The following is a 24,696-nucleotide window of genomic DNA, read 5'->3' as shown; positions in this document are numbered from 1 at the left end:
TCCGGCCGCCCCGGTCCCTCTCCTGCTTTGCCCCGAGGACCCTCATGCTGGCCGCCGAAGAGTATGAAAGCACCCACGCCGCCCGTGGCATCGTCGCCGCGCCGCATCACCTCGCCGCCACGGCCGGGCAGGAGGTGCTGGCGGAAGGCGGCAACGCCATCGAGGCGATGATCGCGGCGGCGGCGGCCATCGCCGTGGTCTATCCGCACATGAACCATGTGGGCGGCGACGGCTTCTGGCTCATCCGCGAGCCGTCCGGGCGGGTGCGCTACATCGAGGCGTGCGGCTTCGCCGGCAGCCTCGCCACCATCGCCCGCTACCACGACCTCGGCTTCGAGACGATTCCCATCCGTGGCCCGAACGCCGCCGTCACCGTGCCCGGCGCGGTGGGCGGCTGGGGAATGGCGCTCGACGCGGCGCGCGGCCATGGCGGGCGGATGACCCTGCGCCGGCTGCTGGAGCCGGCCATCCGCTACGCCCGCGAGGGTGTGCCAGTGACCCGCTCCCAGACGCGGCTCACCCAGGAGAAGAAGGCGGATCTGGAGACCGTCCCCGGCTTCGCCGAGGTGTTCCTGCCGGGCGGCGCCGTGCCGGAAGAGGGCACGCTGCAGCGCCAGCCACGCCTTGCCGATACGCTGGACCACCTCGCCGCCGCCGGCCTCGCCGATTTCTACCGGGGCGACGTGGGCCGCGAGATGGCATCGGACCTCGAACGCATCGGCAGCCCGGTCACCCGCGCCGATCTCGAGCGCTATACCGCCCGCGAGCGCCCGCCGCTGGAGATGAAGATCGGCGGCGCCCGCCTGTTCAACGCCCCGCCGCCGACGCAGGGCCTCGCCTCCCTCCTCATCCTCGGCCTGTTCGACCAGCTCAAGGTGGCGCGGGCGGAGACGTTCGAGCACATCCATGGCTTGGTGGAGGCCACCAAGCGCGCCTTCCTGGTGCGCCAGCAGGTGGTGTGCGATCCCGAGCACCTGCCCTACGACCCCGCCTCCTTCCTCGAACCCAAGGCGGTGGCGCAGCGGGCGGCGAAGATCGACATGGGGCGGGCGCTGGCCTGGCCGCACGAGGCGAAGCCCGGCGATACCATCTGGATGGGCGCCGCCGACGCCTCTGGACTGGCGGTCTCCTACATCCAGTCCATCTATTTCGAGTTCGGCTCGGGCTGCGTGCTGCCGTCTACCGGCGTGCTGATGCAGAACCGCGGCGTCAGCTTCGCCCTCGACCGCAAGTCGCTGAACCCGCTGATGCCCGGCCGGCGGCCGTTCCACACCCTCAACCCCGCCCTCGCGGAACTCGCCGACGGGCGCATCCTCGCTTATGGCACCATGGGCGGAGAGGGCCAGCCGCAGACGCAGGCTGCGGTGTTCACCCGCCACGCCATGTTCGGCGTGCCGCTGGGCGAGGCCATCGCCCGGCCGCGCTGGCTCTTGGGCCGCACCTGGGGCGACCAGGAGACCAATCTGAAGCTGGAATCGCGCTTCGACGGCAATATCGTCGACCGCCTGCTGTCGGTGGGTCACGAACTGGTGGTGCTGCCGGAAGCCTATTCCGACACCATGGGCCATGCTGGCGGCGTGGTGATCCACACCAGCGGGCAGCTCGAAGGCGCCCACGATCCGCGCGCGGACGGCGGGGCGGCGGGCGCCTGACAGCTTGAGCTTGACGCCCGGCGCGGCGCGCGACGACCATGCCGCCGATACCAGCAATGGGGAGCGGCGCCGATGATCGGGCGGGGGATGGTCGGGCGCGGGGCGATCGGGCGGCGTTCGCTCATGAAGGGCCTCGCCGGGCTCGGCCTGACGGCTCTGGCCGCCGGCCGCGCCCGTGCAGCGGGGGAGCAGTCCCACACCGGCGAGCCCCCCACCCACGGCCCGGTCCAGCTCACCTCAGAGCGCGTGCTGGGGCAGAGTGCCATCCCGGTCTACCGCTACCGCGTGGTCAAGGTGCATCCGCACGATACCTCGTCCTATACGGAAGGCTTCGTGCTGGAGGGCGGCAGCATCTATGAGGGCACCGGCCTCTACGGCCGCTCCCGCCTGATCGAGTGGGATCTGGCGAGCGGCCGGGTGCTGCGCGAGCGGGCGCTGGACCCCAACGTCTTCGGCGAAGGCGTGACGGTGATGGGCGAGCGCATCTACCAGCTCACTTATCTGGACAATCACGCCTACGTCTACGACCGCAGGACGTTCGAGCAGATCGGTGCCTTCCGCTATACCGAGCAGGGGTGGGGGATGACCCATAACGGCACCCACCTCATCACCAGCAACGGCTCGTCCTCCATCGTCTTCCGAGATCCGGCCACGTTCGAGCAGGTGCGCACCATCTTCGTCTCTGACGCGGTGGCGCCGCTGGGCTTCCTCAACGAGCTGGAATATGCGGACGGCAAGCTCTACGCCAATGTCTGGCAGAGCCATTTCATCGCCATCATCGATCCCGTGGACGGCCGGATGCTCGGCTGGATCGACCTGTCCGGCCTCAATCCGGATCCGGCGAAGCTCGTCTATCCCTACGTGCTGAACGGCATCGCCTTCGACAAGGCCACCGGCCATCTGCTGGTCACCGGCAAGTGCTGGCCGCATGTGTGGGAGATCGCGCTGGAATTGCGCTGAGGCCGGAAGCCCTTGGGCCGGGGCAAGGTTGTTGGCCTGGTCCTGACATGAATCCGGCTGCCGTCCGGGGAAGACGACAGCCGGGGAGCTTCGGCTGCGCCGGCGGGCAGGGCCCGCGGCGCCGCACGGGTCACAGCCCGACGCAGATCGCGCCGCTGCTGGGTCTTGACGTCAACTTGACCTCCTTGCTCGGTGCCGCGCTCGCAGCCCGGCCTTCGCGCCCGCAGGTGCTGGCGCGCCGGACCCCGGCGGGGCTTCTTGATCTTGCTTGGGATGTTGCCGATCGCGGGCTTTGGGGAGCGGACTTTGGGGGAGCATGAGACCTCTCCATGCCGGCGCCCCCGCCTGCTCAGCACTGCCATCATAGCGTGCCGGCAGGCCGCGTACACCCCACCGGGCTGCCTGCGCGAAAACTTGATCCGGGCAGGTGCAGGGCGCGGACGTCCCCAAGGGCAGTCGTGCGCACAAAACCCGGCCGAAGCCGGGTGCGTCATCTTTAAAAAAAAGAACCCGGCCGAAGCCGGGTTCCTGTCGCTCGCCGTGTAAAACTTTGAGGTCTGGAGGCTCAGGCAGCCTCGTCGGCTTCCATGTCCTGGTCGAGATCGGCTTCGTCCGCCACCTTGGCGGCGCCGCGGCGCGGGCCCTTGAGCAGGTTCTGCTCGATGAGCTTCACGGCCTCGGTCTCGGTGATGTTCTGCACCGCCGACAGCTCGCGGGCCATGCGGTCGAGGGCGGCTTCGTAGAGCTGGCGCTCGGAATAGGACTGCTCGGGCTGGGCCTCGGAGCGGTAGAGGTCGCGCACCACCTCGGAAATGGCGACGAGGTCGCCGGAATTGATCTTGGCTTCGTATTCCTGCGCGCGGCGGCTCCACATGGTGCGCTTGACGCGGGCGCGACCCTGCAGGGTCTCGAGCGACTTCTCGACGATGTTGGTCTCGGAGAGCTTGCGCATGCCGACGCTGGCGATCTTGGCGAGGGGCACCCGCAGCGTCATCTTGTCTTTTTCAAACGAGATCACGAAGAGTTCGAGCTTGAAACCGGCGACTTCCTGTTCCTCGATGGCCATGATACGGCCAACACCATGGGACGGGTAAACAATGTGCTCGCCCGTCTTGAAGCCGAGACGGGCCTGCGCGTTCTTCTTTGCCGACATGCTCTTGACACTCCTGATCCGGCCCTGGAAAACCGGGGCCGAACCTGTTGATGCGCAAGCCGGCCGGTCCGGTCCCGGTACGGCGCACACCTTCAGCTGCGGATATGGGTCGCGGCCGGAACGCCCGCCACCCCGCTCTGCCAGACGATGCACAGACAGCCAGTCGCCGCGCCGCAGGAAGTCGGCCGGCACAATATTCTCGCCCCTTTGTTCCCGAGAATGCGCCCAGGATATGCGCGAACACATTGCGGGCGCGATGTGGCTGGTGGTGGAAGCAATCGACTGTAAAGTCACGTATATCACATTTTTTGTCGGAATCAAAGCGCGCGTGTCGCCAACCTTACCTTCGGCGGTACGGGGCCGCGACTTGCGCGACGACTATGCCTCCACCGCACGCCGACTTGCGGGCCGTTGTACGGCGCCGCTTTGCGCAGCGTCGCACATGGGTCATATAAGCATTTCTTTATATCCTTATTGCCCGCTCCGGCCCGCCATGCTATTGGGCGGGCCACGATTGGCGGCCCGTAGTGTGCCGCCCTGAGCCGATCTCAAGCGGAGCGATCCATGAGCAACGATTACGTGGTGAAGGACATCAACCTCGCGGACTGGGGCCGCAAGGAACTGGACATCGCCGAGATCGAGATGCCCGGCCTGATGGCCACCCGCGCGGAATACGGTCCCTCGCAGCCGCTCAAGGGCGCCCGCATCGCCGGCTCCCTGCACATGACCATCCAGACCGGCGTGCTCATCGAGACGCTGAAGGCGCTGGGCGCCGACGTGCGCTGGGCCTCGTGCAACATCTACTCCACCCAGGATCACGCCGCCGCCGCCATCGCGGCCGCTGGCACCCCGGTCTTCGCCATCAAGGGCGAGACGCTGGAGGAATACTGGGAGTACACCCACCGCATCTTCGAGTGGGCCGACGGCGGCACCCCGAACATGATCCTCGACGACGGCGGCGACGCGACGCTGCTCGTCCACCTCGGCAAGCGTGCGGAAGAGGGCGACACTGCCTTCCTCGACGGCGCCACCAACGAGGAGGAGGAAGTCCTCTTCGCCGCCATCAAGCGCCGCCTCAAGCACAAGCCCGGCTGGTACTCGCAGCTCGCCAAGAACATCCAGGGCGTGACCGAGGAGACCACCACGGGCGTGCATCGCCTCTACGAGATGCAGAAGAAGGGCACGCTGCTGTGGCCCGCCATCAACGTGAACGACAGCGTCACCAAGTCGAAGTTCGACAACCTGTACGGCTGCCGTGAATCGCTGGTGGACGGCATCCGCCGCGGCACCGACGTGATGATGGCCGGCAAGGTGGCCATGGTCGCGGGCTTCGGCGACGTGGGCAAGGGTTCGGCCGCCTCGCTGCGCAATGCCGGCTGCCGCGTGATGGTGTCCGAGGTCGATCCCATCTGCGCCCTGCAGGCGGCGATGGAAGGCTATGAGGTCGTCACCATGGAAGAGGCGGCGCCCCGCGCCGACATCTTCGTGACCGCCACCGGCAACGTGGACGTCATCACCGTGGAGCACATGCGCGCCATGAAGGATCGCGCCATCGTGTGCAACATCGGCCACTTCGACAGCGAGATCCAGGTCGCCGCGCTGAAGAACTTCAAGTGGCACAATGTGAAGCCGCAGGTGGACGAGGTCGAGTTCGCCGACGGCAAGCGCATCATCCTCCTGTCCGAGGGGCGCCTCGTGAACCTCGGCAACGCCACCGGCCATCCGAGCTTCGTGATGTCGGCGTCCTTCACCAACCAGACGCTGGCGCAGATCGAGCTGTTCACCAAGCCCGGTCACTACGACAAGAAGGTCTACACCCTGCCGAAGGCGCTGGACGAGAAGGTGGCGGCGCTCCACCTCGACAAGATCGGCGTGAAGCTCACCCGCCTCACCGATCAGCAGTCCGCCTATATCGGCGTGGCGCAGCAGGGCCCGTTCAAGCCCGAGCACTACCGCTACTGATCGCGGCGCGCCGCCGTCCCAGTCCCGTGAACGCCGGCCCGAGTGGCCGGCGTTCTGCGTTTTCGGGCCTCGCACAGGGTCCGTGTGGCACCGCATTGTGTTCACCTGCGAACGGGGATAGGTGTTGGGGACCCGCAACGCGCGGGGAAGCCGGTTCCGTGATCGCCATGCGGCGGGGTGTCGGAACGGATCGATCCGGGGCATACCGCGCTCCGGGGCGAAGGCTTCCGGCGCCGAGCGGGGGCGGGTTCGGGCCTCGGGACGATCGGGGCGGAGACCTGCAGCGGGGCATGTGCGGGGGCTGGTTGCGGGGGCTTGGCCTTGGACGGTTACGTGCGACGCTCGCGAGGCGCCTTCCTGCGCGATGCATCCGACTGCGATGCCCATTCTCCCGCCGGCCGGAGCGCCGGTCGCGGTTCGTCACGCTCACCCCTGACGTTCGCGCCCGGCTGAGAGGCAGCCGCCCTTCATGTCCACGAGCTTTTCCCGCGACCGTTCGCGCACCCTGCCGTTCGCTGCGGAGATCGGCGCCCTCGGCGTCGTCTTCGGCGACATCGGCACCAGCCCCCTCTACGCCCTCAAGCAGGGCGTGCTGGCGGTGGGCGGCACCAATTTCATCGGCGCCGACGTGCTCGGCCTGCTATCCCTCATCACCTGGAGCATCATCCTTTCCGTCACGGTGAAATACGTGATGCTGGTGCTGCGGGCGGACAATGACGGCGAAGGCGGCATCCTTGCCCTCGTGACGCTGCTCGATCTCCATCGCAGCGCCATCGGGCTGAGATGGTATCTGCTTGCGGCCGGCCTTCTCGGCGCGGCCATGCTCATCGGCGACGGCGTGCTCACCCCGGCCATCTCCGTGCTCTCCGCCATCGAGGGTCTCCAGGTCATCTCGCCGGAACTGGAGCACTGGGTGGTGGCGCTCACCTGCCTGGTGCTGCTCGCCATCTTCTTCTCCCAGCGCCTCGGCACCGAGCGCATCGCCTCCTTCTTCGGCCCGGTGATGCTGCTGTGGTTCGGCTCGCTGGCCGCGCTCGGCGTCTACGGCATCCTGCAGGCGCCGCAGGTGATTGCGGGCCTCGATCCGCGCCACGGCATCATGCTGATGGTCCAGCATCCCGGGCTCGCCGGCGTCATCCTCGGCGCCTGCTTCCTGGCGGTGACGGGCGGCGAGGCGCTCTATGCGGACCTCGGCCATTTCGGCCGGCCGGTGATCGCGCGGGCCTGGCTGTTCGTGGCCATGCCGGCGCTGCTGCTCAACTATTTCGGCCAGGGCGCGATCCTGCTGGTGGACCCGAGCGCGGTCCGCAATCCCTTCTACGACCTCTGCCCCGACATGTTCGACGTGCCGCTGCTGTTCCTCGCCACGGCGGCCACGGTGATTGCCTCGCAATCCATCATCACCGGCGTGTTCTCGCTGGCGAAGCAGGCCATCGAGCTGGGCTACCTGCCGCCCATGCGCATCCGCTACACCTCCGAGCACAATGAGCAGCACATCTATGTGGGCCGGCTGAACTGGCTGCTGATGATCGCCTGCATCGCCGTGGTGCTGGGCTTCGAGGCGTCCGAGAAACTTGCCTCGGCCTACGGCATCGCGGTGGCGTTCGCCATGGTGACCACCTCCATCCTGTTCATCGCCCAGGTGAAGCGGGCGTGGGGCTGGCCCTCCTTCGCGGTGTGGGCCATGGCCGCCGGCCTGCTGACGGTGGATTTCGCCTTCGCCTCCGCCAACATGACCAAGATCCATGACGGCGGCTGGCTGCCGCTCTCGATTGCCGCCGTCATCATCTTCGTGATGGTCAGCTGGCGCCGCGGCCTCGAGGCGGTGGTGGCCCAGCAGGTGCGCTTTACCGAGCCTCTGGACAATTTCGTCGCCCGCAAGGACCGGGTGAACGATGTCGAGGCGCCGCGCACTGCCATCTTTCTGTCTCGTGCAGGTGCGATGACGCCTGTGGCCCTTTCCCGAATGGCAGACCTGCTGAAGGTCCGGTTCGAGAAGGCCGTGATCGTCTCGGTCTGGATCGCCGCCCGCCCCAGGGTGTCGGTGGAGGACCGGGTCAAGGTGACCACCCTCAACGAGGGGTTCGTGCGGGTCGATCTGCGCTTCGGCTACATGCAGCAGATCGACGTGCCGTCTGTGCTGGGTCCGGCGCTGAGCGCGCGGGGCATCGATCCGGATGCGGCGATCTACGTGATCGGCCACGAGCGGATCATCCCGCCCGACGAGGTCATCAAGCTGAGGGACGTGGTCGCCCACGTCTTCGCGTTCCTCGCGCGCAATGCCGAGCGTTCGGTCGACCGGTTCGGCCTACCGCGCGCCCGGACGGTGGAGATCGGCTATCCGGTGAAGCTCTGAGCATCCGCTCCGGCACCGGCGGCCAGTCCGATCCCAGCCTTAGGCAGGGCTTACAGTGTATCACGAACCCCAAGACGGCCTGGCTTCGAACGACGCTCCGCAAAAAAACGCTCCCCATAGGGCAGGGGAGCAAACTACAACAGGGGCGTCCGAGGTCGTCGCGGGCGGGGGGAACGGTGACGATATGGGTACGCGCACTTTCGCGGTGAGAGTATCGACGTTCTTCAAGGAGCGGGTGGGCCTGCACGGCCTTGGCTTCATCCTGAGCCTGATCGTGATCGGCTTCGCGGCCGTCGTGCTCTACCGGATGTTGCACAACCTCAAATGGTCGGATGTGCTGGATGCCCTGCGCGAGAAGAACCCGCGCGACGTGGCCATCGCCTTCTTCCTGGTGGCCGGCGCCTATCTGACGCTCACCTTCTATGACTGGTTCGCCCTGCGCACCATTGGCAAGGGCCACGTGCCCTACCGCACGGCGGCGCTGGCCGGCTTCTGCTCCTATTCGGTGGGGCACAATGTGGGCTTCACCGTCTTCACCGGCGGCTCGGTGCGCTACCGCATCTATTCGGCCTGGGGTCTCGGCGCCATCGACGTGGCGAAGATCTGCTTCGTGGCGGGCCTCACGTTCTGGCTCGGCAACATCGCCGTGCTCGGCCTCGGCATCACGCTGCATCCCGAGGCGGCGACCGCCGTGGACCAGCTGCCGCCCTTCGTGAACCGGCTGATCGGCGTCGGCGCCTTGTGCGCGCTGGTGGCCTACATCACCTGGGTGTCGCTGGCCCCGCGCACCATCGGCCGCTCGAGCTGGTTCGTCACGCTGCCGCGCGGCCCCACCACGCTGCTGCAGGTGGGCATCGGCATCCTCGACCTCAGCCTGTGCGCCGCCGCCATGTACATGCTGATGCCGGCCTCGCCCTATATCGACCCCATCAGCCTCGCGGTCATCTTCGTCACCGCCACCCTGCTCGGCTTCGCCAGCCACGCGCCGGGCGGGCTCGGCGTGTTCGATGCGGCGCTGCTCGTGGCGCTGCCGCAGTTCGACAAGGCCGAGCTTCTGGGCGCGCTGCTGGTGTTCCGGCTGTTCTACTACATCGTGCCCTTCGCCTTCGCCTTGACCCTGCTCGGCGCCCGCGAACTGGGCCTGCGCATCGCCGGCAAGGAGCGGGCCGCCGCCGAGAAGGCCGAGGCCAAGGCCCGCGCGGCGGTGTCCAAGACGCCTGCGGAATAGCACCCGCAGAACCGGCTCCGGCGCCGTTGCGGCGGAGCCGTCCGCCCACCGTGTCGCGACGTCCATCGCGCCCGCCTTAGACACCGTCCGCCTCACGGCCGCGATCCGCGCGGCGCAGCAGCAGGTGCCGGGTTACATCTGTCGCGCCCTCTGTTTCGGCTGAACCGCGGAGACACACCTGGAGCTGTTTCCGGGTTCGTGAGGGCCTTCCGCCGCATCGGGCCATTCTCCTCCCTTGCACCATGACGGTCGGCATGGCACAGGCGAAAGGAGCCCCGAGCCAGGAAACAGAGGCATGTTCCGCACCCTCTCCGACTTCATCTCCGACATCACCGGGGGCCATCGCGAGGCCGCCGCCTTTGACGAGAGCGACTATCGCCTCGCCGCCGCGGCGCTGCTGGTTCACGTCATGTCCATCGACGGGGCGGTGACGCCGGAAGAGCGGGACGTGCTCAAGACCATCCTCGCCGGCCGCTTCGCCCTCGACGAGGCCGAGACCGAGCAACTGGTGGAGCTGGCCATCGCCAAGGACGCCGAGGCGGTGGACCTCTACGCCTTCACCAGCGTGCTTAACCGGGCGCTGGATGAGGAAGGGCGCCTGCGCATCGTCGAGATGATGTTCGAGGTGGCCTATGCGGACGGCGGCCTCTCCGAGTTCGAGGACAATCTCGTCTGGCGCGCCGCCGAGCTTCTGAATGTCGGCTCCCGCGACCGCATCCGCATCCGTCGCGAGGTGCGCGAGGAGACCGAAGGCGGCGACACGCCGGTCTGAGGCGCGCCCGCCGTGGACCAACCTCCGGAACAGGGCCCGGGCACGCTGCTGGTCGTGCTCCATCAGGAGCGCTCCACCCCCGGCCGCGTGGGCGAGCGCCTGAAGGCGCGCGGCTTCCAGCTCGACGTCCGCCGTCCGGCGCTGGGCGATCCGCTGCCGGACACCTTCGCGGGCCATGCCGGCCTCCTCGTCTTCGGCGGCCCCATGAGCGCCAATGACGAGAGCGACTTCATCCGCGCCGAAACCCGTCTGATGGAGCGGGCGCTGGCGGCGGAGCTGCCCACCCTCGGCATCTGCCTCGGCGCCCAGATCATGGCCCGGGCGCTGGGCGGGCAGGTGGCGCCCCACGCCGAGGGCATCTGCGAGATGGGCTATTACCCGCTCCGCGCCACCGAGGCCGGCGCCGCGCTGATGCCGTGGCCCAGCCATGTCTATCACTGGCACACCGAGGGCTTCGACGTGCCCCCCGGCGCCGACCTGCTCGCCACCGGCACCGTCTTCCCCAATCAGGCCTTCCGGGCGGGGGCCGCCTGGGGCGTCCAGTTCCATCCCGAGGTGACCCGGGAGATGATGGTGACCTGGATCGAGCGCGGCGCCCACCGCTTCAGCCGGAAGGGCGCCCAGCCGGGGGACGCACACCTCGCCGGATGGGCGCTTCATGACGGCGCGGTTGTGACCTGGCTCGACGCATTCCTCGCCACCATCTTCGCCACGGGGGAAGATGCCGGGATCGCGACCGCGCTCGACGATGAAAGTGGTATCTGAGGGAGTGTCAGCAGCTGACAGTGCCTGATGGCACCGATACCCCCACTGAATCGATGCTGAACCTTGGCGATTCTCCTGTAGTGTGGGCCGAGCCGGCCGGCTGTCACAGGCATCTCACCTCTCTTCGCTAGCCTGAGGCGAAAAATCCCCGAGGGAGCATCGCCCATGGACGCCCGCACGCCTTTTCCCGCCATCCGGGGTATCGGATATTCCGTGCGCACCACGTCGCCGGAATTCGACGATCTGCCCGCCGCCCTCGATGAGGCCGAGCGCCTGGGCGTTGATTTCGTTGAGCTTCCCGCCTTCAGCTGGACGCTGGTGGTGGACGGCCGGGTGCTGCAGGATCGCCTCGACCGGCTGGTCGCCGCCACCCGCGACCGCCCCTTCGGCTATACCGTGCACGGGCCGCTGGCCATCAATCTCATGGGCCCCAAGGAGCGCCTGCCCCGTCACGAGGCGCTGCTGGACGCCATGATCCACATAGCCGGCAGCCTTGCCGCCCCCCACCTCGTCCTCCACTCCGGCTGCGTCCGGGGCGACGACGATGTGGCCATGGCCTATGAGCGGCAGCGCCATGCCCTGCTGCGGGCTGGCGACAAGGCCGGCGCGGCAGGCGTAACCCTTTGCGTTGAAAACATCTTCCGCTACGAGACCATGCGCGAGACGGCGCTGCCCTCGCGCCTCGCCGGCGAGCTGGACGCCATCGATCACCCCCACGTCCGCGCCACGCTGGACGTCAGCCACGCCCTGCTGCGCGCCACCGACGCGCGGGTGGATTTCGCCGCCGAGATCGCCGCCCTCGCCCCCTTCGCGCGCCATGTCCATGTCCACGAAAGCTTTGGCAGGCCTCAGGAAAGCTGGGCCATCGACGATGCGGAGCGGGCCGGCCTCGGCGAGGGCGACCTGCACCTCCCCCTCGGATGGGGCGGCATCGACTGGGCCCTCGTCGCCCGCCGCTGCGCCTTCCCCACCGGAACGATCGTGAACCTGGAGCTGAACCGCCGCTACTGGCGCGAACTGCCCGACCAGATCGTGCGCCTGCGCGCCCTCGCAGACGTTTTCGCCAGCCACGCCGACGCCCCGGCCTGAGACGCGTGCAGTGCGGCAGAGGGCGGATCGCTCATGCCGCAGCGCACATTCATGCCCTTGATTTGACGCGCCTTTTTTATTGCGCCGGTGCTCCCCTCCGGCGCCAAATCGACTAGCTTGGCGGCGAAGGAGACCGCCCCATGCCCGTCGCCACCAAGCCCGAATACAAGTCCGCTCCCCAGCCCGAAGGCGGTGCGGATGGCCTGTTCATGTCCTCCAGCACCCGCGGGTTGCTGCGGCGGTGGAGCGTGTTCATCGTCGTGACGGTGATCGCGCTCGTCAGCCTTCTGCTCTCCTTCGCCTCCCACCAGGCCTGGCTCATCGTCTTCTGCGTGCTCTTTCCCCTTGTTCTGGTTGGGATTTTCGACGTCACCCAGTCCGAGCACTCGCTCCTGCGCAACTATCCGGTGATCGGCTCGGTGCGCTGGATCTTCGAGGCGATGCGCCCCTATCTGCGGCAATATCTGATGGAGGACGACCAGTCCGAGCGGCCCTACAACCGCGAAGACCGCTCCATCGTCTACGCCCGCGCGAAGAATGAAGAGGACCGCCAGCCCTTCGGCACCCAGCTCGACACCTATGCGGCGGAATATGAGTGGATGACCCATTCCCTCGCCCCGGCGCCTGTGGCGCACGAGCCATTCCGGGTGACGGTGGGCGGCAGCGCCTGCGCAAAGCCTTACTCCGCCTCGGTTCTTAACGTCTCCGCCATGAGCTTCGGCTCGCTGGGACGAAACGCCATCGAGGCGCTGAACCTCGGGGCGAAGACCGCCGGCTGCTATCACGATACCGGCGAGGGCGGCCTCTCGCCCTATCACCGCATGCATGGCGGCGACATCGTGTGGGAGCTGGGCTCCGGCTATTTCGGCGCCCGCAACCGCGACGGCACCTTCTCGCCCGAGCGCTTTGCCGAACGCGCGACCGACCCCCAGGTGAAGATGGTGGAGATCAAGCTCTCCCAGGGTGCCAAGCCCGGCCATGGCGGCGTGCTGCCGGCCGCCAAGGTGACGCCGGAGATCGCCGAAATCCGCGGGATTCCCCTCGGCGAAGACTGCATCTCGCCGTCGCGTCACTCCGCCTTTTCGACGCCGGCGCAGATGATGGAATTCGTCGCGCAGCTGCGGGAGCTGTCTGGCGGCAAGCCGGTGGGCATCAAGCTGTGCGTCGGCCATCCGAGCGAGGTGTTCGCTCTCGCCAAGGCCATGGTGAAGACCGGCATCCAGCCCGATTTCGTCGTGGTGGACGGGGCGGAGGGCGGCACCGGCGCAGCGCCCCACGAGCTCGCCGACCATCTCGGAATGCCGCTCCGCGAGGGCCTGATCCTGATGCGGAACGCGCTGGTGGGCACCGGGCTCCGGCATGAAGTGCGCCTCGCCGCCTCGGGCAAGGTCACGTCCGGCTTCTCCATGGCGGCGAACATGGCCATCGGCGCCGACTGGTGCAATGCGGCCCGCGCCTTCATGTTCTCGCTCGGCTGCGTCATGTCCATGCGCTGCCACACCGGCACCTGCCCGACGGGCGTGACCACCAACGATCCCCACCTGCAGCGCGGTCTCGTGGTGGACGAGAAGGCCGAGCGGGTGGCGAATTTCCATCGCCACAGCGTTCATGCGCTCGCGGAACTGGTGGCCGCGGCGGGGCTGGAGCATCCCGGCGACTTGTTGCCCCACCACGTCTGGCACCGGGTGAGCCCCATCGAGGTGAAGGCGCTCGACCGCATCTATACCTTCCTGCCCGCCGGTGCCCTTCTGGATGCGCCGGACGAGACGCCCTATGCCGCCGAGTGGCGCGCCGCCGACGCCGACAGCTTCGCGCCACGCCAGGCCGTGGGCCCGCGCCGCGCCGCCTGAGTTCGCCTCGGCATCGAGCCTTGCGGGGGGAGGGGGTGGCCCCCATATGCAACTCGTCGGGATGCCGCAAGGGTCCCGGCGGGCATGGCCGGATAGGTGCATGCCCGGCAATGCAAAGTCGCTTGACGAGGGCTTTGGCCGATGTCGCGGATGTCTTCCCTGTCGTCCCCCTTTCTCCTGGGGTTCGACGAGGTCGAGCGGGCGCTCGACCGGGTGGCCAAGAGCGCGGACGGGTATCCTCCCTACAATGTGGAGAGGATCGAAGCCGCCGGTGAGCCGCTGCGCCTCAGGATCACCCTGGCGGTGGCGGGCTTCACGGCGGAGCAGCTCGAGGTCGTGCTGGAGGAGAAGGAACTGACCATTCGGGGCCGTCAGGTCGAGGATGGACAGGGCCGGATTTTCCTGCACCGGGGGATCGCCGCCCGGCAGTTCCAGCGCACCTTCGTGCTTGCAGAAGGCATGAATGTGCTGGGTGCCGAATTGAAGCACGGCCTCCTGTCCGTGGATCTGGTTCGCCCCGAGCCGGCCCGCCACGCCAAGCGAATCGACATCGTCTCCCGCTCCTGAAGGGGAGGGATGCCGGATTTGCCAGGAGTAGAGGAGTAGATTGATGACCCACGATACCGAACACGAAGCCCTGGCGGATATCACCCCGGAGGCTCTGGCTGTCCTGGGCGGCGGCGAGATCGCCTATGTGCGCAGCATCAAGTCCGAGGACGTGCCGTCCTTGTTTCCGCAGGCGCCCGAGATCGCGCCCGGCATGACGCTGTTCACGCTGCACGCCGCTGATGGCACGCCGATCATGCTGACCGACAGCCGCGAGGCCGCGCTGGCCAATGCCATGCAGCACGAACTGGTGACCGTCAGCGTCCACTGACGGCGTGGCGCCGGGTAGCAGCAGCCTAAGAGTTCAGTATTTTTCAGCCGGGCCGGCGACGGCCCGGTTTTTGTTTGCCGTCCTGGCTCAGGCGGCGTTGGACGCCGAGGCGGCGGTCAGCAGCGTGTGCATCGCGGTGGCATCGCGTGTGGCGCGGAGCTTTTCCACAACATCCGGATCCCGCAGCATGCGCGCCACCCGCGCCAGCGCCTTCAGGTGATCCGCGCCGGCTGCTTCCGGGGCCAGAAGCAGGAACACGAGGTCTACCGGCGCACCGTCCAGCGATTCGAAATCGATGGGCTTCTCCAGCCGCGCGAACAGGCCGAAAAGCTTGGTGAGGCCGGGCAGCTTGCCGTGCGGGATGGCGATGCCGTTGCCGACGCCTGTCGATCCGAGGCGCTCGCGCTGCAGGAGGGTGTCGAAGATGTCCCGCTGGTCGCGGCCCATCAGGAGGGCCGCATGGTGGGAGAGTTCCTGCAGGGCCTGTTTCTTGCTGCTCGCCCGCAGCATCGGAAACACTGCGTCCGGGGCAAGGAGGTCGGCGAGCGGCATCGATCAGGTCCCTGGGGCGAGCGGCCGAGGCTCGGTAAAGCGGCGGACGCAAGGAACGGGTCAAAGGCGGCGGCGCCCCCAAAGCGCCGATGCATTGCTCCGTCCCCATTCAAAACGCGGGAGGGTTGCCCCTCCCGGAGGTCTTCATGCGGCCTCCATCTAGCGTTAACCAGGCTCCGGCTCAAGCCGGGGCGGTAGGCGCAGAGATTCGTTGGGCGGGTCGGCGCTGTTCCGAAGCGTCCCGGCCGCCCGCTTCGCAGGGCTCCGGTACGGCTTTCAGCATCTGCCCCCCGGCATTGCCATGACCCGTGAGGGCACCGTTCCCGCCCGGGCTCGACTTCCATGATCCTCGACACGCATCGGGGAGCCTGCGAGCAGGCCCCCCGCGCGTGATCTAGTGCAGTTCCTCGGAGCCTGGGTCGATCCACCCCACATGGCCGTCGGGCCGGCGGTAGACGACGCTGACCCGTCCATGGCCCGCGTGGCGGAAGACGACAACGGGAGCGCCGGTGATGTCGAGCTCCACGACGGCGTCCGCCACCGAGAGGGTGCGCAGGCGCGTCACCTGTTCCGCCACCACGGTCGGGCTCCAGCCAACCAATTCCTCTTCGGTCTCGGTCTCGGGCGCGGCGCTGAGAATGTAGCTCTGGGCGGCATGCTCGGCTCCGTTGCCGTTGCCATGCCCGTGACGATCCTTGAGGCGCTGCTTGTAGCGGCGGAGGCGCTTCTCGATCTTCTCGACCGCCACGTCGGCGCAGGCATTGGGATCCTGCGCATTGCCGTGCGCCTGGAGGTTCACGCCCGAATCAAGATGAAGCATGCATTCGGAGCGGTAGCCGGAGCCGTCCCTGGTGACGGTGACGTGCCCTGACCATCCACCGTCGAAGTATTTGCCGAGGACTTCCGAGACCCGCTCGGTCAAACGCTGGCGAAGAGCTTCGCCGACGTCGAGATTCTTTCCGGACACGCGTAGGGCCATGCGATTTGATCCCCTATGAACGGTCCCGCGAGGGACCGTCTCATGCATTGCAAACCGGCCGGCTACCTAAAGAGGTAGGAGTGCTTCGCCGGCATGTCAACGGAAACAGCGGCCGGAAACCGAACGGTTTTTTGGGATGGCCGATCGTTAACGAAAGCCGCCGCCTCGGCTTCTCGATCAGCGCGACAGGCCCGGCCACATGCGCGAGAGCACCCCGTCGCGGCGGATGACGCCATGCCAAAGGCCCGCCCCCGCGTGCATGATCACGAGCGCGGTCATGACGAAGCCGAGGCGCGCATGCCAGTTGCCGAAGAGATCGGCGAGGGCGTCGTTCTTGGCGACGATGTTGGGCAGCGTGAACAGACCGAAGATGCTCACCGCGCTGCCGAAGGCGTTGGAGGCCAACCACCCCAGCACGGGCATCACGAAGATCAGCACATAGAGCGCGTAGTGCACCGTATTGGCGACAATCCAGAGCGCCTTCGGCATGCTTTCCGGCGGCGCGGGCGGCGGATTGAGGATGCGCACCAGAACGCGGATCACCGCGAGGCAGAGGATGGTGAAGCCGATGGAGCGGTGGAGATCGAACAGGCGGTCCTGAGTAGGGCCGGAATCCATGTTCATCATGGCGAATCCCAGCGGGATCACCAGGATCACGAGGATCGCCATGATCCAGTGGATCCGCCTAGCCGGCGGCGCGTAGGGCTCGAGATGCGACGGGTTGGTCATCGGTCGGGCTAGCCTCCAGATGCGACGTCGAATCCGTGGTTCCGGCACGACGGGCACTTTCCCGCAGGTCGCACCGGAACAGGACGTCGCCGTCTGCGAACACGTGCACCTGCGCCTTCGGGCGCAGCGCTTGAGCCAGAGTGTCGCATGCCTTTCGGGACAAGCCGATGCGGCCGGCTCCAAGGATGACCGGGGACACGAAAACGTGAAGCTGGTCCACGAGATCGGCTTCGAGGAATGCCGAGAGCGTCGTCGGGCCCCCTTCCACGAGGATGCGCCTGAACCCGCGCTGCACGAGGGACTGAAGGACCGAAGACGGATCGAAGGCGGGAGCGTCGTCCATCGGCACCACCTCGACGCCGTCCGGCAGCGCCGGGGCAACGACGGTCCGCCTCCGCAAGACAAGACGGCGCGCGCCATCTTCGGCAAAGCAGCGCGCAGAGGGGGCGACGCGGCCAGATGGATCGATCACCACCCGCGCCGGACTGACGCCGGCGATGCGGCGCACCGTCAGCAGCGGATCGTCCGCGCAGACCGTTCCCACCCCCACCACGACCGCATCCACCGACGCCCGCAAGGCGTGCAGGTGATCGAGGGCGTGGGGGCCGTTGATATATTTCGAATCGCCCGAGGTCGTGGCGATGCGCCCGTCCAGCGACTGTCCGAGCTGGGCGATGACATGCGGGCGGAGATTGGCCGCCTCTTCCTTCTCCTGCACCGGTGATCCACTCACTCGCTTGTGCGACCGGAGCCGCAGGGTCGTGTCATCCATCGGTCCTCGCCCGGCGTAAGCAGACTGTTCGATCAGGAACGCGTCATCATGCCGTTTGTTACGCTCCTGCCGATACGACAGATCGTTCGCGCCGCCGGCCGGCCGCGTTTCCCGCTGTGAGAGGTCAAGATGGCGTCCATCGTTGAAGGTCTTGGGTTTGCGCCAGACGCGGGGCGGCTTTCCGTGGAGCGCGCCATTGCCGAGGTGCGGTCCGCTCGCGCCGTTGTGATCGCGGCCGGAGATGCCCCGGTGGTGATGGTGGCGGCAGAGGCGTTCGATGCGGAGATGGCCGGAGTGCTCAAGGGTGCCGGTGCTGCCGATGCCTGCCTCGTGCTGGCCGCGCCCCGGCTGAACCGGATGGGATCCCCGCGGACCCAGGCGGGCATCGTCGCCTTGCCGCACCTGGACCCCGAACGCGTCGCGCAGCTCGCACTCAAGCCCGACGCCCGGCTCGATGCGCCGGTCGCTCCCGCGCTCCTGGCCCATGTCGCGGCGGTTGAGCTGCTTTCATTGGCTCTGGTGCTGCCCGCGGCTGTCGTCTGCTCCGTCCCGGCGGAGATGGCTGCGGGTCTCGCGCGCGTGGATGCGGCCGACATCATGGCCTTCCGGGCGGCAGAGGTGGCCCGGCTCGCCATCGTCGGCCGCGCGCCGGTGCCGCTCGAAGGCGCGCCGGAAACCGAGTTCGTCGTCTTTCGCGGCGGCGAGGGCCTGCGCGACCAGGTGGCGATCATCGTCGGGCGTCCGGACCTGTCGCGGCCGGTGGCGGTGCGGCTGCATTCCGCGTGCCTCACCGGCGATCTGTTCGGTTCGCTGAAGTGCGATTGCGGAGACCAGTTGCGCGACACCGTCCGCCGCATGGCGCAGGGCGATGGCGGCATCCTGCTCTATCTGGATCAGGAAGGCCGCGGCAACGGCATCTCCAACAAGATGCGCGCCTATGCCCTGCAGGCGCAGGGCTATGACACTTACGACGCGGATGCCGCGCTCGGCTTCGATCTCGACCAGCGCCGGTTCGATTTCGCCGCCGCCATGCTCCGCCAGCTGGGCGTTTCGGCCGTGCGGGTGTTCACCAACAACCCGCAGAAGATCGAGGCGCTGAAGGCGGCCGGGCTGGAGGTGGTCGCCGACCAGCGCGTGCTGGGCCGTCCGACCGCGGAAAATGTCCGCTATCTCGCCTCCAAGCGCGACCGCGCGGGCCACTACATCGATTTCGACGCTCTCGCCGCCCGCGCGCCGGACTGAGACCGGCGCGCGCTCCATCTGATCCTCCTTGTAGTCCAGCTTCAAAACGATTTAAAACCGCCCGGCCAAGAACCGGGAGGAAGCACATGAGCAAGGCAGGACGGAAGGTCGCGATCGTTACCGGAGCCGGCTCGGGCGTCGGGCGGTCCGTCGCGGTGGCGCTGGCCGAGGCGGGCTATGCGGTGGCCCTCGCAGGCCGCCGGCTGGAGGCTCTGGAAGAGACCGTGGCAGCCATGGGCGATGCGCCGAGCCTTGCCGTTCCGACCGATGTGACAGATCCCGAGTCTGTGCGCGCCCTCTTCGCCGCGACCGTGGAGAAGTTCGGCCGCCTCGACCTCCTGTTCAACAATGCCGGCACCGGCGCCCCCGCGATCCCGCTGGAGGATCTCACCTTCGCCCAGTGGCAGCAGGTGGTCTCCACCAACCTCACCGGCCCCTTCCTGTGCACCCAGGAGGCATTCCGCGTGATGAAGGCGCAGGAGCCGCGCGGCGGGCGGATCATCAATAACGGGTCCATTTCGGCAACGGCGCCCCGGCCGTTCTCGGCGCCCTACACCTCCACCAAGCACGCCATCACCGGGCTCACCAAGTCCACGTCGCTGGATGGGCGGGCCTATGACATCGCCTGCGGGCAGATCGACATCGGCAATGCGGATACGCCCATGGCGCAGAAGATGAAGGCGGGCGTGCCGCAGGCGGACCTCTCTATCAAGGTGGAGCCGGTGATGGACGTCGCCCATGTGGCGAGCGCCGTGGTCTATATGGCCAGCTTGCCGCTGGACGCCAACGTGCAGTTCATGACGGTGATGGCCACCAAGATGCCCTTCATCGGCCGCGGCTGATCCTCCTTCAGCACCGACGGAAACGAAAAAGGCCCCGGCAATGCCGGGGCCTTCTTGTTTCCGGTGCGTTCCGTCAGCGGGACGTCACTCGTTGTTACGGCCGCCGAAAAGCTGGAGCAGCATCATGAACAGGTTGATGAAGTCCAGGTAGAGCGCGAGCGCGCCCATGATGGCCTTCTTGCCCGCCACGGCCACGTCGTCGCCGGCGAAGTACATCTCCTTGATGCGCTGGGTGTCGTAGGCGGTGAGGCCCGCGAACACCAGCACGCCCACGACCGACACGATGAACTGAAGCATCGAGGAGCCGAGGAAGATGTTCACCACCGAGGCGATGATGATGCCGAACAGGCCCATCATCAGGAAGGAGCCCATGCCGGAGAGGTCACGCTGCGTGGTGTAGCCATAGAGGCTCAGCGCGCCGAACGAGGCGGCGGTGATGAAGAACACCCGCACGATGCTCTCGTGGGTGTACACGAGGAAGATCGTGGACAGCGAGACGCCCACCAGCGCTGCATAGACCCAGAAGGTCAGCTGGGCGGCCGATACGCTCATGCGCTCGATACGGAAGCTCAGGAAGAACACCGCCGCCAGAGGCGCGAGCATCACCACCCACTTCAGCGGGCTCACGAACAGCGCGTAGCCGAACTGCGTCAGCATGATGCCGCCGGCAATGCGGCCGGCGGCCGACGCCGGGTCGGTGGTCACGGACAGCATGTAAATGCCGAGCGCGGCCGCGCCCGTGATGGCGAGGCCCAGCGCCATGTAATTGTACACGCTGAGCATGTACGTCCGCAGCCCTTGGTCGATCGCGGCCTGCGAGCGTGCCACCGACGGGTTGAAACGCCCGGCGACGTTGCGATCATAATCGGACATCGTCGTTCCCCTTGAAGAAATCTCAAACGCCCAAGACCGGCCGAGGCCGGGCCCGTGCGTTCGCCGTCAATATGGTGGGTTCGCGATGGGGCGGCAAGACAAGGTTGGATGAAATTTACGCAAGGTCACTTTACGTCAGGCATACCCTCGGGGCTGCGTTAAGGTATAGTTGCAACCCGCATGGGGGCTGGCATGCGGACGGGGGATTATCTCAAGCGCCGGATCGAGGCCGGGCGGGCATGTCTTGCCGCCCGCGGGTTCGCGCGCCCAAAAGTCCGCCTCGGCAAAGTCGCCTGCGATTGGTCCGGGTTCGGCCCTGTGCGCGCGCTTCTCGCTTTGATGCTGCTCGCCCTTCCCGCGCCGGCCCTCGGCGGCGCCTGGACGCAGGAGGAGGGGCACGGGCAGGTGATCCTGCAAAGCTCGGCCGCCTATTCCGCGACCGAGTTCGGTCCGTCCTATGATCTCTATGCCAGCCGGCCCTATGACAAGGTGGAGGTCACCCTCGTCTTCGAATATGGCGCGACCGATTGGCTGACGCTGATCGCGGCCCCGCAATTCCTCTATGTCTCGTTCGGCGATCCGTCCCCGTCGTCCTACACAGGGCCGGGCTATCAGGATGTGGGCGCGCGCATGCGGCTTTGGCGGGACGAGTCGAGCGTCATCTCGGCGCAGGTTGTCGGCCGCTTCCCTGGGACGGGCAATTCCCAGAGCGCCGCAGCGGTGGGCTACGAGGACCCCGAGCTCGACCTCCGTCTGCTCTACGGCCTGTCCTTCACCATGTTCGGAAAGGCCGCCTTCCTGGATGTCCAGCTGGCCCAGCGGATGCGCTTCGGCCCGCCGCCGGACGAACTGCATCTCGACGTCACGCTGGGCTGGCGCGTCGTGGAGCGCTGGCAGCTGCTTGCCCAGTCGTTCTCCGTGATCTCGGAGGGCGCGGGGACGGGGCCGTACTTCGGCGACTCCTACGAGTATTACAAGCTGCAGATGGGGGCGGCCTACGATCTCTCGGCGGCCGTGACGCTGCAGCTGTCCGTGGTCGGCACCGTGTTCGCCCGCAACGCGCCGCAGGAGAACGGCGTGGTGCTTGCCGCCTATTACCGCTTCTGAACCGCCGGCGCCGTGGTGACGAGGCGGATGCCGAGGGCGATCGGCACGATGCCGACGAGATCGAGCGGCGGCACCGGCTCGCCCAGCAGCAGCCATCCGAACATCAGCCCGAGGGGCGGCATCAGGAAGTGCAGGGCGCTTGCGCGGGTGGCACTGGTGCGGCCGAGGATGAAGAACCACAGGCTGAAGGCTCCGACCGAGCCCGCCAGCGTCAGCCAGGCGAAGGAGAGGCCGAGCGTGAGAGTCGGATGGATGGACGCCACGTCCTCCCGCCACAGCGCCACCGGCAGCAGCGCAATCCCGCCGGCCAAAGACTGGATGCCGCTGCCGACGAACAGGGACGCCGAGGTGAGCACCTTCTTGAACATCAGCGTCGCCGCCGTGAGCGCCAGAAGCGCGCCGACCACATAGGCGGTGCCCAGCGGGTCTTCGTGGCCGGACACGATGCGTGAGCGCACCACGATCGCCACGCCGATCATGCCGAGGACCAGCCCGAGCAGCTTGCGCCTCGTCAGCCGCTCGCCCAGCAGCACCGCAGCGCCGAGCGCCGTCAACAGCGGGTTGGCGGAGACGAGGACGGCCGTGAAGCCCGACGACACATGGGTCATGCCCACATAGCTGAGGCCGAGATAGACCGCGTTGTTGAGGATGCCCATCGCGGCCAGCGCCGCGATATCGCGCAGGTTGAGGCGGCGGAAGTGGGAGGCGGGCAGGAACAGCACGCAGCCGCCCAGCACGAGCAGGCCGGCCACGAGGAAGCGTCCGGAGAGGAGCAGCAAAGGCGGGCAATCCGCCAGCGCCACCTTGGCGACCGCGAAGGCCGAGCTCCAGATGATGCAGAACGCTGCGATGAAGACGGGCAGCAGCGCGTCTGTCCGGCGCGAGGCGGCGAGGGGAAGGGGCGTGGCGGTCATGACATCTCCTGCGCCGCAGAAAAGCACGCCGAGGTGGCATTGAAAAATTGAATGATTTGATGTTCGCTAGTGGAAATTCGAATATTGGGTGCCGCCATGTTGGACATGGATCTTCTGAAGGCGTTCGTCAGCGTGGTGGATGCCGGCGGCTTCACCCGGGCGGGGGAGCGCGTCCATCGCACCCAATCCACCGTGAGCCAGCAGGTGCGGCGGCTGGAGGATCAGCTCGGCCACCAGCTTCTCAACCGCGACGCGCGCGGCGTGAGCCTCACCGCCGAAGGCGAGCGTCTGCTCGGCTATGCCCGGCGCATCCTCGCGCTTGGCGCGGAGGCGCGCGCGGCCCTCTCGGGTGTTGCCCCCGCCCGGGTGGTGCGGCTCGGCATCCCCGATGATTTCGCCTTGGCGGCCCTGACCTCGGTGGTGGCCGAGTTCGCGCGGAGCCGCCCCGCTGTGCGCCTCGCCGTGGAGTGCGGGCTGAGCTGCGATCTCGATGCCGGCTTCGCCCGGGGCGAGCTGGACGTGGTGCTGCTCAAGCGCGAGCCGGGCTCCGGCCCCGCAGTGGAGGCCTGGCCGGAGCGGCTGGTGTGGGTCTGCGGAGCAGGCTTCGAGCCGGACGAGGAGGTGGTGAGCCTCGCCGCTTTCCGGCAGGGCTGTCTTTACCGCAACCGTGCCGTCCATGCCTTGGAGAAGGCCGGCCGCTCCTGGCGCGTCGCCTATGAATGCCCGAGCCTGATCGGCATCGAGGCGGCGCTTGCGGGGGGGCTGGGGGTGACGGTGCTGAGCGATCTTGCGCTCAACCCGAAGCTCAGGGAATTGCGCACATCCGACCTGTGGCCGGCCATCCCGCCCACGGAACTGGCCCTGCGCGCCGCCGGCAATGCGTGTTCCGCCTCACGGGAGCTGGCCGGCCTGATCGCCGCCTTCTGCGGCCGGGAGGCCCGCGCCGCAGCCTAACGGGTCGGCGTCAGCACTCCACCAGTAGGCGGCGGCCGATCTCGCCGATGCCCACGAGGCCGGGTGTCGCGTGCATCACCACATGGATGGGGATCTGCGCGAGCCGGTCGTGATAGGGCGGGTGCTCCTCGAACGCGGTGCGGAACGGGCTCTCGGCGAAAAGATGCGCCATGGCCCGGCCGACGCCGCCGCCCACATACACGCCGCCCTTGGCATCCACGGCGAGCGCGAGGTCGCCCAGCACCCGTCCCAGCAGGCGCAGGAAGATGTGACAGCTTTCCTTCTCCTGCCGCTGACCGTCCAGCGCCGCCTTGATGATGGCGTGGGAGGACAGGCTCTCGCCGGAGAGGATGCGGTGCAGGCGCACCAGCCCGGGACCGGAGAGCACATGCTCCACCGACACCGGGCCGAGGTCGCGCACGAGATGGGCGACGATGCGGGCCTCGTCGGTTGTCACGGCGCCGAGGCGCATGTGCCCGGCCTCGCTGGCCAGCACCTCGTAGCCGGCCTCGCGCGGCAGGATGAGGGCGGTGCCGAGCCCGGTCCCCGGGCCGGACAGCAGCATGGGCGCGCCGGCGACGGCCCGGCCGGTGCCCACCTCAAGGAGGTCGTCGCGGGTAAGCAGCGGCAGCCCGTGGGCGAACGCCTCGAAATCGTTGAGAACCGCGAGCCGATGGAAGGACAGGTCGGCGGCGAGCTTCTGCGTCGAGAAGCGCCAGTTGCGGTTGGTCAGCCGCACGTCGTCGCCGTCGATGGGGCCGGCGACGGCCAGCGCCCCGCAGCTCGGGGCCGCCCCGCTGACGGACGCGAGGTAGGTGCCCAGCAGATCCTCAAGCGAGGCATAGGAATCGTTGGCTTCGAGCCGGACATCGAACGGGATGCCGTCGGCGCCGGCCCGGGCGACCCGGGTGGTTGTGCCGCCGATATCCGCAAGCAGGACTGTGGGAGCCATTGGAGAGTCCGATGATGGAGAGCATCTACTGCGCCAAGCGTGGCCGCGACGCAAGCGCGCCGGCTTCGCCTTTGCCGGCAGGACCTCAAGCGCGGCGGAGCCGATGCGGTTCCCCG

General features: G+C 67.8%; 23 protein-coding genes. 15 read left to right on the top strand and 8 right to left on the bottom strand.

What is annotated here, in order from left to right; translation table 11 throughout:
- Positions 1 to 44: 44 nt before the first annotated feature.
- Entirely contained in the window at positions 45 to 1,652 is a 1,608-nt protein-coding gene (locus FHT36_RS15030; protein WP_169123308.1) for a gamma-glutamyltransferase family protein, read from the top strand.
- A gap of 123 nt (positions 1,653 to 1,775) precedes the next feature.
- Entirely contained in the window at positions 1,776 to 2,612 is an 837-nt protein-coding gene (locus tag FHT36_RS15025; RefSeq protein WP_169123307.1) for a glutaminyl-peptide cyclotransferase, read from the top strand.
- A gap of 565 nt (positions 2,613 to 3,177) precedes the next feature.
- Here FHT36_RS15025 and FHT36_RS15020 read toward each other — a convergent pair.
- Positions 3,178 to 3,765: a CarD family transcriptional regulator gene (locus FHT36_RS15020; protein ID WP_169123306.1), complete on the bottom strand. Its 588-nt coding sequence runs from the start codon at positions 3,763 to 3,765 to the stop codon at positions 3,178 to 3,180.
- Positions 3,766 to 4,329: 564 nt separating this feature from the next.
- Between FHT36_RS15020 and ahcY the strand changes: the two genes are divergently transcribed.
- The 9 genes from ahcY to FHT36_RS14975 all read left to right on the top strand — a co-directional run bounded on the left by ahcY (position 4,330) and on the right by FHT36_RS14975 (position 14,664).
- Positions 4,330 to 5,727, top strand: coding sequence for an adenosylhomocysteinase (ahcY, locus tag FHT36_RS15015; RefSeq protein WP_169123305.1), 1,398 nt, complete (start codon positions 4,330 to 4,332; stop codon positions 5,725 to 5,727).
- A 469-nt stretch (positions 5,728 to 6,196) separates the two neighbouring features.
- Entirely contained in the window at positions 6,197 to 8,083 is a 1,887-nt protein-coding gene (locus FHT36_RS15010) for a potassium transporter Kup (protein WP_210257786.1), read from the top strand.
- A 184-nt stretch (positions 8,084 to 8,267) separates the two neighbouring features.
- On the top strand, positions 8,268 to 9,311 hold the full coding sequence (locus FHT36_RS15005) for a lysylphosphatidylglycerol synthase domain-containing protein (protein ID WP_169123304.1): 1,044 nt from the start codon (positions 8,268 to 8,270) through the stop codon (positions 9,309 to 9,311).
- A 295-nt stretch (positions 9,312 to 9,606) separates the two neighbouring features.
- Positions 9,607 to 10,083 carry a TerB family tellurite resistance protein gene (locus tag FHT36_RS15000; protein WP_169123303.1) on the top strand — a complete coding sequence of 159 codons (477 nt, stop codon included), beginning with the start codon at positions 9,607 to 9,609 and terminating at the stop codon, positions 10,081 to 10,083.
- Between the two features lie 12 nt (positions 10,084 to 10,095).
- Positions 10,096 to 10,848 (top strand): glutamine amidotransferase, encoded by a 753-nt coding sequence (locus tag FHT36_RS14995; protein WP_169123302.1) that lies wholly within the window; start codon positions 10,096 to 10,098, stop codon positions 10,846 to 10,848.
- A gap of 165 nt (positions 10,849 to 11,013) precedes the next feature.
- On the top strand, positions 11,014 to 11,937 hold the full coding sequence (locus tag FHT36_RS14990) for a sugar phosphate isomerase/epimerase (RefSeq protein ID WP_169123301.1): 924 nt from the start codon (positions 11,014 to 11,016) through the stop codon (positions 11,935 to 11,937).
- Positions 11,938 to 12,146: 209 nt separating this feature from the next.
- Complete coding sequence (locus FHT36_RS14985) at positions 12,147 to 13,787, top strand: FMN-binding glutamate synthase family protein (RefSeq protein ID WP_169123541.1); 1,641 nt, start codon at positions 12,147 to 12,149, stop codon at positions 13,785 to 13,787.
- Positions 13,788 to 13,928: 141 nt separating this feature from the next.
- Entirely contained in the window at positions 13,929 to 14,354 is a 426-nt protein-coding gene (locus tag FHT36_RS14980; protein WP_029556173.1) for an Hsp20 family protein, read from the top strand.
- A 43-nt stretch (positions 14,355 to 14,397) separates the two neighbouring features.
- The gene (locus FHT36_RS14975; protein WP_169123300.1) at positions 14,398 to 14,664 is read left to right on the top strand and encodes a DUF1150 domain-containing protein; all 267 of its coding nucleotides are present in this window, start codon (positions 14,398 to 14,400) and stop codon (positions 14,662 to 14,664) included.
- A gap of 87 nt (positions 14,665 to 14,751) precedes the next feature.
- Here FHT36_RS14975 and ptsN read toward each other — a convergent pair whose 3' ends face one another.
- From ptsN to FHT36_RS14955, 4 genes are all read right to left on the bottom strand, one after another.
- A complete protein-coding gene (ptsN, locus tag FHT36_RS14970; protein WP_169123299.1) occupies positions 14,752 to 15,216 on the bottom strand; it encodes a PTS IIA-like nitrogen regulatory protein PtsN in 465 nt (154 codons plus the stop codon).
- A gap of 394 nt (positions 15,217 to 15,610) precedes the next feature.
- Positions 15,611 to 16,195, bottom strand: coding sequence for a ribosome hibernation-promoting factor, HPF/YfiA family (gene hpf / locus FHT36_RS14965; RefSeq protein WP_169123298.1), 585 nt, complete (start codon positions 16,193 to 16,195; stop codon positions 15,611 to 15,613).
- Between the two features lie 177 nt (positions 16,196 to 16,372).
- Entirely contained in the window at positions 16,373 to 16,864 is a 492-nt protein-coding gene (locus tag FHT36_RS14960; RefSeq protein WP_246702251.1) for a cytochrome b, read from the bottom strand.
- A 16-nt stretch (positions 16,865 to 16,880) separates the two neighbouring features.
- Positions 16,881 to 17,696, bottom strand: a complete 816-nt coding sequence (locus tag FHT36_RS14955; RefSeq protein WP_169123296.1) for a RibD family protein — start codon at positions 17,694 to 17,696, stop codon at positions 16,881 to 16,883.
- 129 nt (positions 17,697 to 17,825) lie between these two features.
- Here FHT36_RS14955 and ribA point away from each other — a divergent pair, with 129 nt between their 5' ends.
- Positions 17,826 to 18,938, top strand: coding sequence for a GTP cyclohydrolase II RibA (ribA, locus tag FHT36_RS14950; RefSeq protein WP_169123295.1), 1,113 nt, complete (start codon positions 17,826 to 17,828; stop codon positions 18,936 to 18,938).
- 86 nt (positions 18,939 to 19,024) lie between these two features.
- The gene (locus FHT36_RS14945; RefSeq protein ID WP_169123294.1) at positions 19,025 to 19,780 is read left to right on the top strand and encodes an SDR family oxidoreductase; all 756 of its coding nucleotides are present in this window, start codon (positions 19,025 to 19,027) and stop codon (positions 19,778 to 19,780) included.
- A gap of 84 nt (positions 19,781 to 19,864) precedes the next feature.
- Here the strand turns inward: FHT36_RS14945 and FHT36_RS14940 are convergent, their stop codons facing one another.
- The gene (locus FHT36_RS14940; protein WP_169123293.1) at positions 19,865 to 20,653 is read right to left on the bottom strand and encodes a Bax inhibitor-1/YccA family protein; all 789 of its coding nucleotides are present in this window, start codon (positions 20,651 to 20,653) and stop codon (positions 19,865 to 19,867) included.
- A gap of 318 nt (positions 20,654 to 20,971) precedes the next feature.
- Between FHT36_RS14940 and FHT36_RS14935 the strand changes: the two genes are divergently transcribed.
- Positions 20,972 to 21,760, top strand: a complete 789-nt coding sequence (locus FHT36_RS14935; protein WP_169123292.1) for a hypothetical protein — start codon at positions 20,972 to 20,974, stop codon at positions 21,758 to 21,760.
- Here the strand turns inward: FHT36_RS14935 and FHT36_RS14930 are convergent.
- Positions 21,748 to 22,674: a DMT family transporter gene (locus FHT36_RS14930; protein ID WP_169123291.1), complete on the bottom strand. Its 927-nt coding sequence runs from the start codon at positions 22,672 to 22,674 to the stop codon at positions 21,748 to 21,750. The genes FHT36_RS14935 and FHT36_RS14930 overlap by 13 nt on opposite strands.
- A gap of 96 nt (positions 22,675 to 22,770) precedes the next feature.
- Here FHT36_RS14930 and FHT36_RS14925 point away from each other — a divergent pair, with 96 nt between their 5' ends.
- Complete coding sequence (locus FHT36_RS14925; protein ID WP_169123290.1) at positions 22,771 to 23,628, top strand: LysR family transcriptional regulator; 858 nt, start codon at positions 22,771 to 22,773, stop codon at positions 23,626 to 23,628.
- A 10-nt stretch (positions 23,629 to 23,638) separates the two neighbouring features.
- On the opposite strand, the gene FHT36_RS14920 is transcribed toward FHT36_RS14925, so the two are convergent.
- Positions 23,639 to 24,580 (bottom strand): ROK family protein, encoded by a 942-nt coding sequence (locus FHT36_RS14920; protein WP_169123289.1) that lies wholly within the window; start codon positions 24,578 to 24,580, stop codon positions 23,639 to 23,641.
- Positions 24,581 to 24,696 lie beyond the last annotated feature (116 nt).

Origin of the sequence: Xanthobacter sp. SG618 (genome assembly GCF_012932745.1) — a bacterium.
In the GTDB taxonomy this organism is placed as follows: Bacteria; Pseudomonadota; Alphaproteobacteria; order Rhizobiales; family Xanthobacteraceae; genus Xanthobacter; species Xanthobacter flavus.
This window is presented reverse-complemented; position numbering and strand designations above follow the sequence as displayed.

Coding starts and splice junctions, on each gene's coding strand:
- FHT36_RS15030 (WP_169123308.1), top strand. CDS start 45: ATGCTGGCCGCCGAAGAGTATGAAAGCACCCACGCCGCCCGTGGCATC.
- FHT36_RS15025 (WP_169123307.1), top strand. CDS start 1,776: ATGAAGGGCCTCGCCGGGCTCGGCCTGACGGCTCTGGCCGCCGGCCGC.
- FHT36_RS15020 (WP_169123306.1), bottom strand. CDS start 3,765: ATGTCGGCAAAGAAGAACGCGCAGGCCCGTCTCGGCTTCAAGACGGGC.
- ahcY (WP_169123305.1), top strand. CDS start 4,330: ATGAGCAACGATTACGTGGTGAAGGACATCAACCTCGCGGACTGGGGC.
- FHT36_RS15010 (WP_210257786.1), top strand. CDS start 6,197: ATGTCCACGAGCTTTTCCCGCGACCGTTCGCGCACCCTGCCGTTCGCT.
- FHT36_RS15005 (WP_169123304.1), top strand. CDS start 8,268: ATGGGTACGCGCACTTTCGCGGTGAGAGTATCGACGTTCTTCAAGGAG.
- FHT36_RS15000 (WP_169123303.1), top strand. CDS start 9,607: ATGTTCCGCACCCTCTCCGACTTCATCTCCGACATCACCGGGGGCCAT.
- FHT36_RS14990 (WP_169123301.1), top strand. CDS start 11,014: ATGGACGCCCGCACGCCTTTTCCCGCCATCCGGGGTATCGGATATTCC.
- FHT36_RS14985 (WP_169123541.1), top strand. CDS start 12,147: ATGTCCTCCAGCACCCGCGGGTTGCTGCGGCGGTGGAGCGTGTTCATC.
- FHT36_RS14980 (WP_029556173.1), top strand. CDS start 13,929: ATGTCGCGGATGTCTTCCCTGTCGTCCCCCTTTCTCCTGGGGTTCGAC.
- FHT36_RS14975 (WP_169123300.1), top strand. CDS start 14,398: ATGACCCACGATACCGAACACGAAGCCCTGGCGGATATCACCCCGGAG.
- ptsN (WP_169123299.1), bottom strand. CDS start 15,216: ATGCCGCTCGCCGACCTCCTTGCCCCGGACGCAGTGTTTCCGATGCTG.
- hpf (WP_169123298.1), bottom strand. CDS start 16,195: ATGGCCCTACGCGTGTCCGGAAAGAATCTCGACGTCGGCGAAGCTCTT.
- FHT36_RS14960 (WP_246702251.1), bottom strand. CDS start 16,864: ATGGCGATCCTCGTGATCCTGGTGATCCCGCTGGGATTCGCCATGATG.
- FHT36_RS14955 (WP_169123296.1), bottom strand. CDS start 17,696: ATGGATGACACGACCCTGCGGCTCCGGTCGCACAAGCGAGTGAGTGGA.
- ribA (WP_169123295.1), top strand. CDS start 17,826: ATGGCGTCCATCGTTGAAGGTCTTGGGTTTGCGCCAGACGCGGGGCGG.
- FHT36_RS14945 (WP_169123294.1), top strand. CDS start 19,025: ATGAGCAAGGCAGGACGGAAGGTCGCGATCGTTACCGGAGCCGGCTCG.
- FHT36_RS14940 (WP_169123293.1), bottom strand. CDS start 20,653: ATGTCCGATTATGATCGCAACGTCGCCGGGCGTTTCAACCCGTCGGTG.
- FHT36_RS14930 (WP_169123291.1), bottom strand. CDS start 22,674: ATGACCGCCACGCCCCTTCCCCTCGCCGCCTCGCGCCGGACAGACGCG.
- FHT36_RS14925 (WP_169123290.1), top strand. CDS start 22,771: ATGTTGGACATGGATCTTCTGAAGGCGTTCGTCAGCGTGGTGGATGCC.
- FHT36_RS14920 (WP_169123289.1), bottom strand. CDS start 24,580: ATGGCTCCCACAGTCCTGCTTGCGGATATCGGCGGCACAACCACCCGG.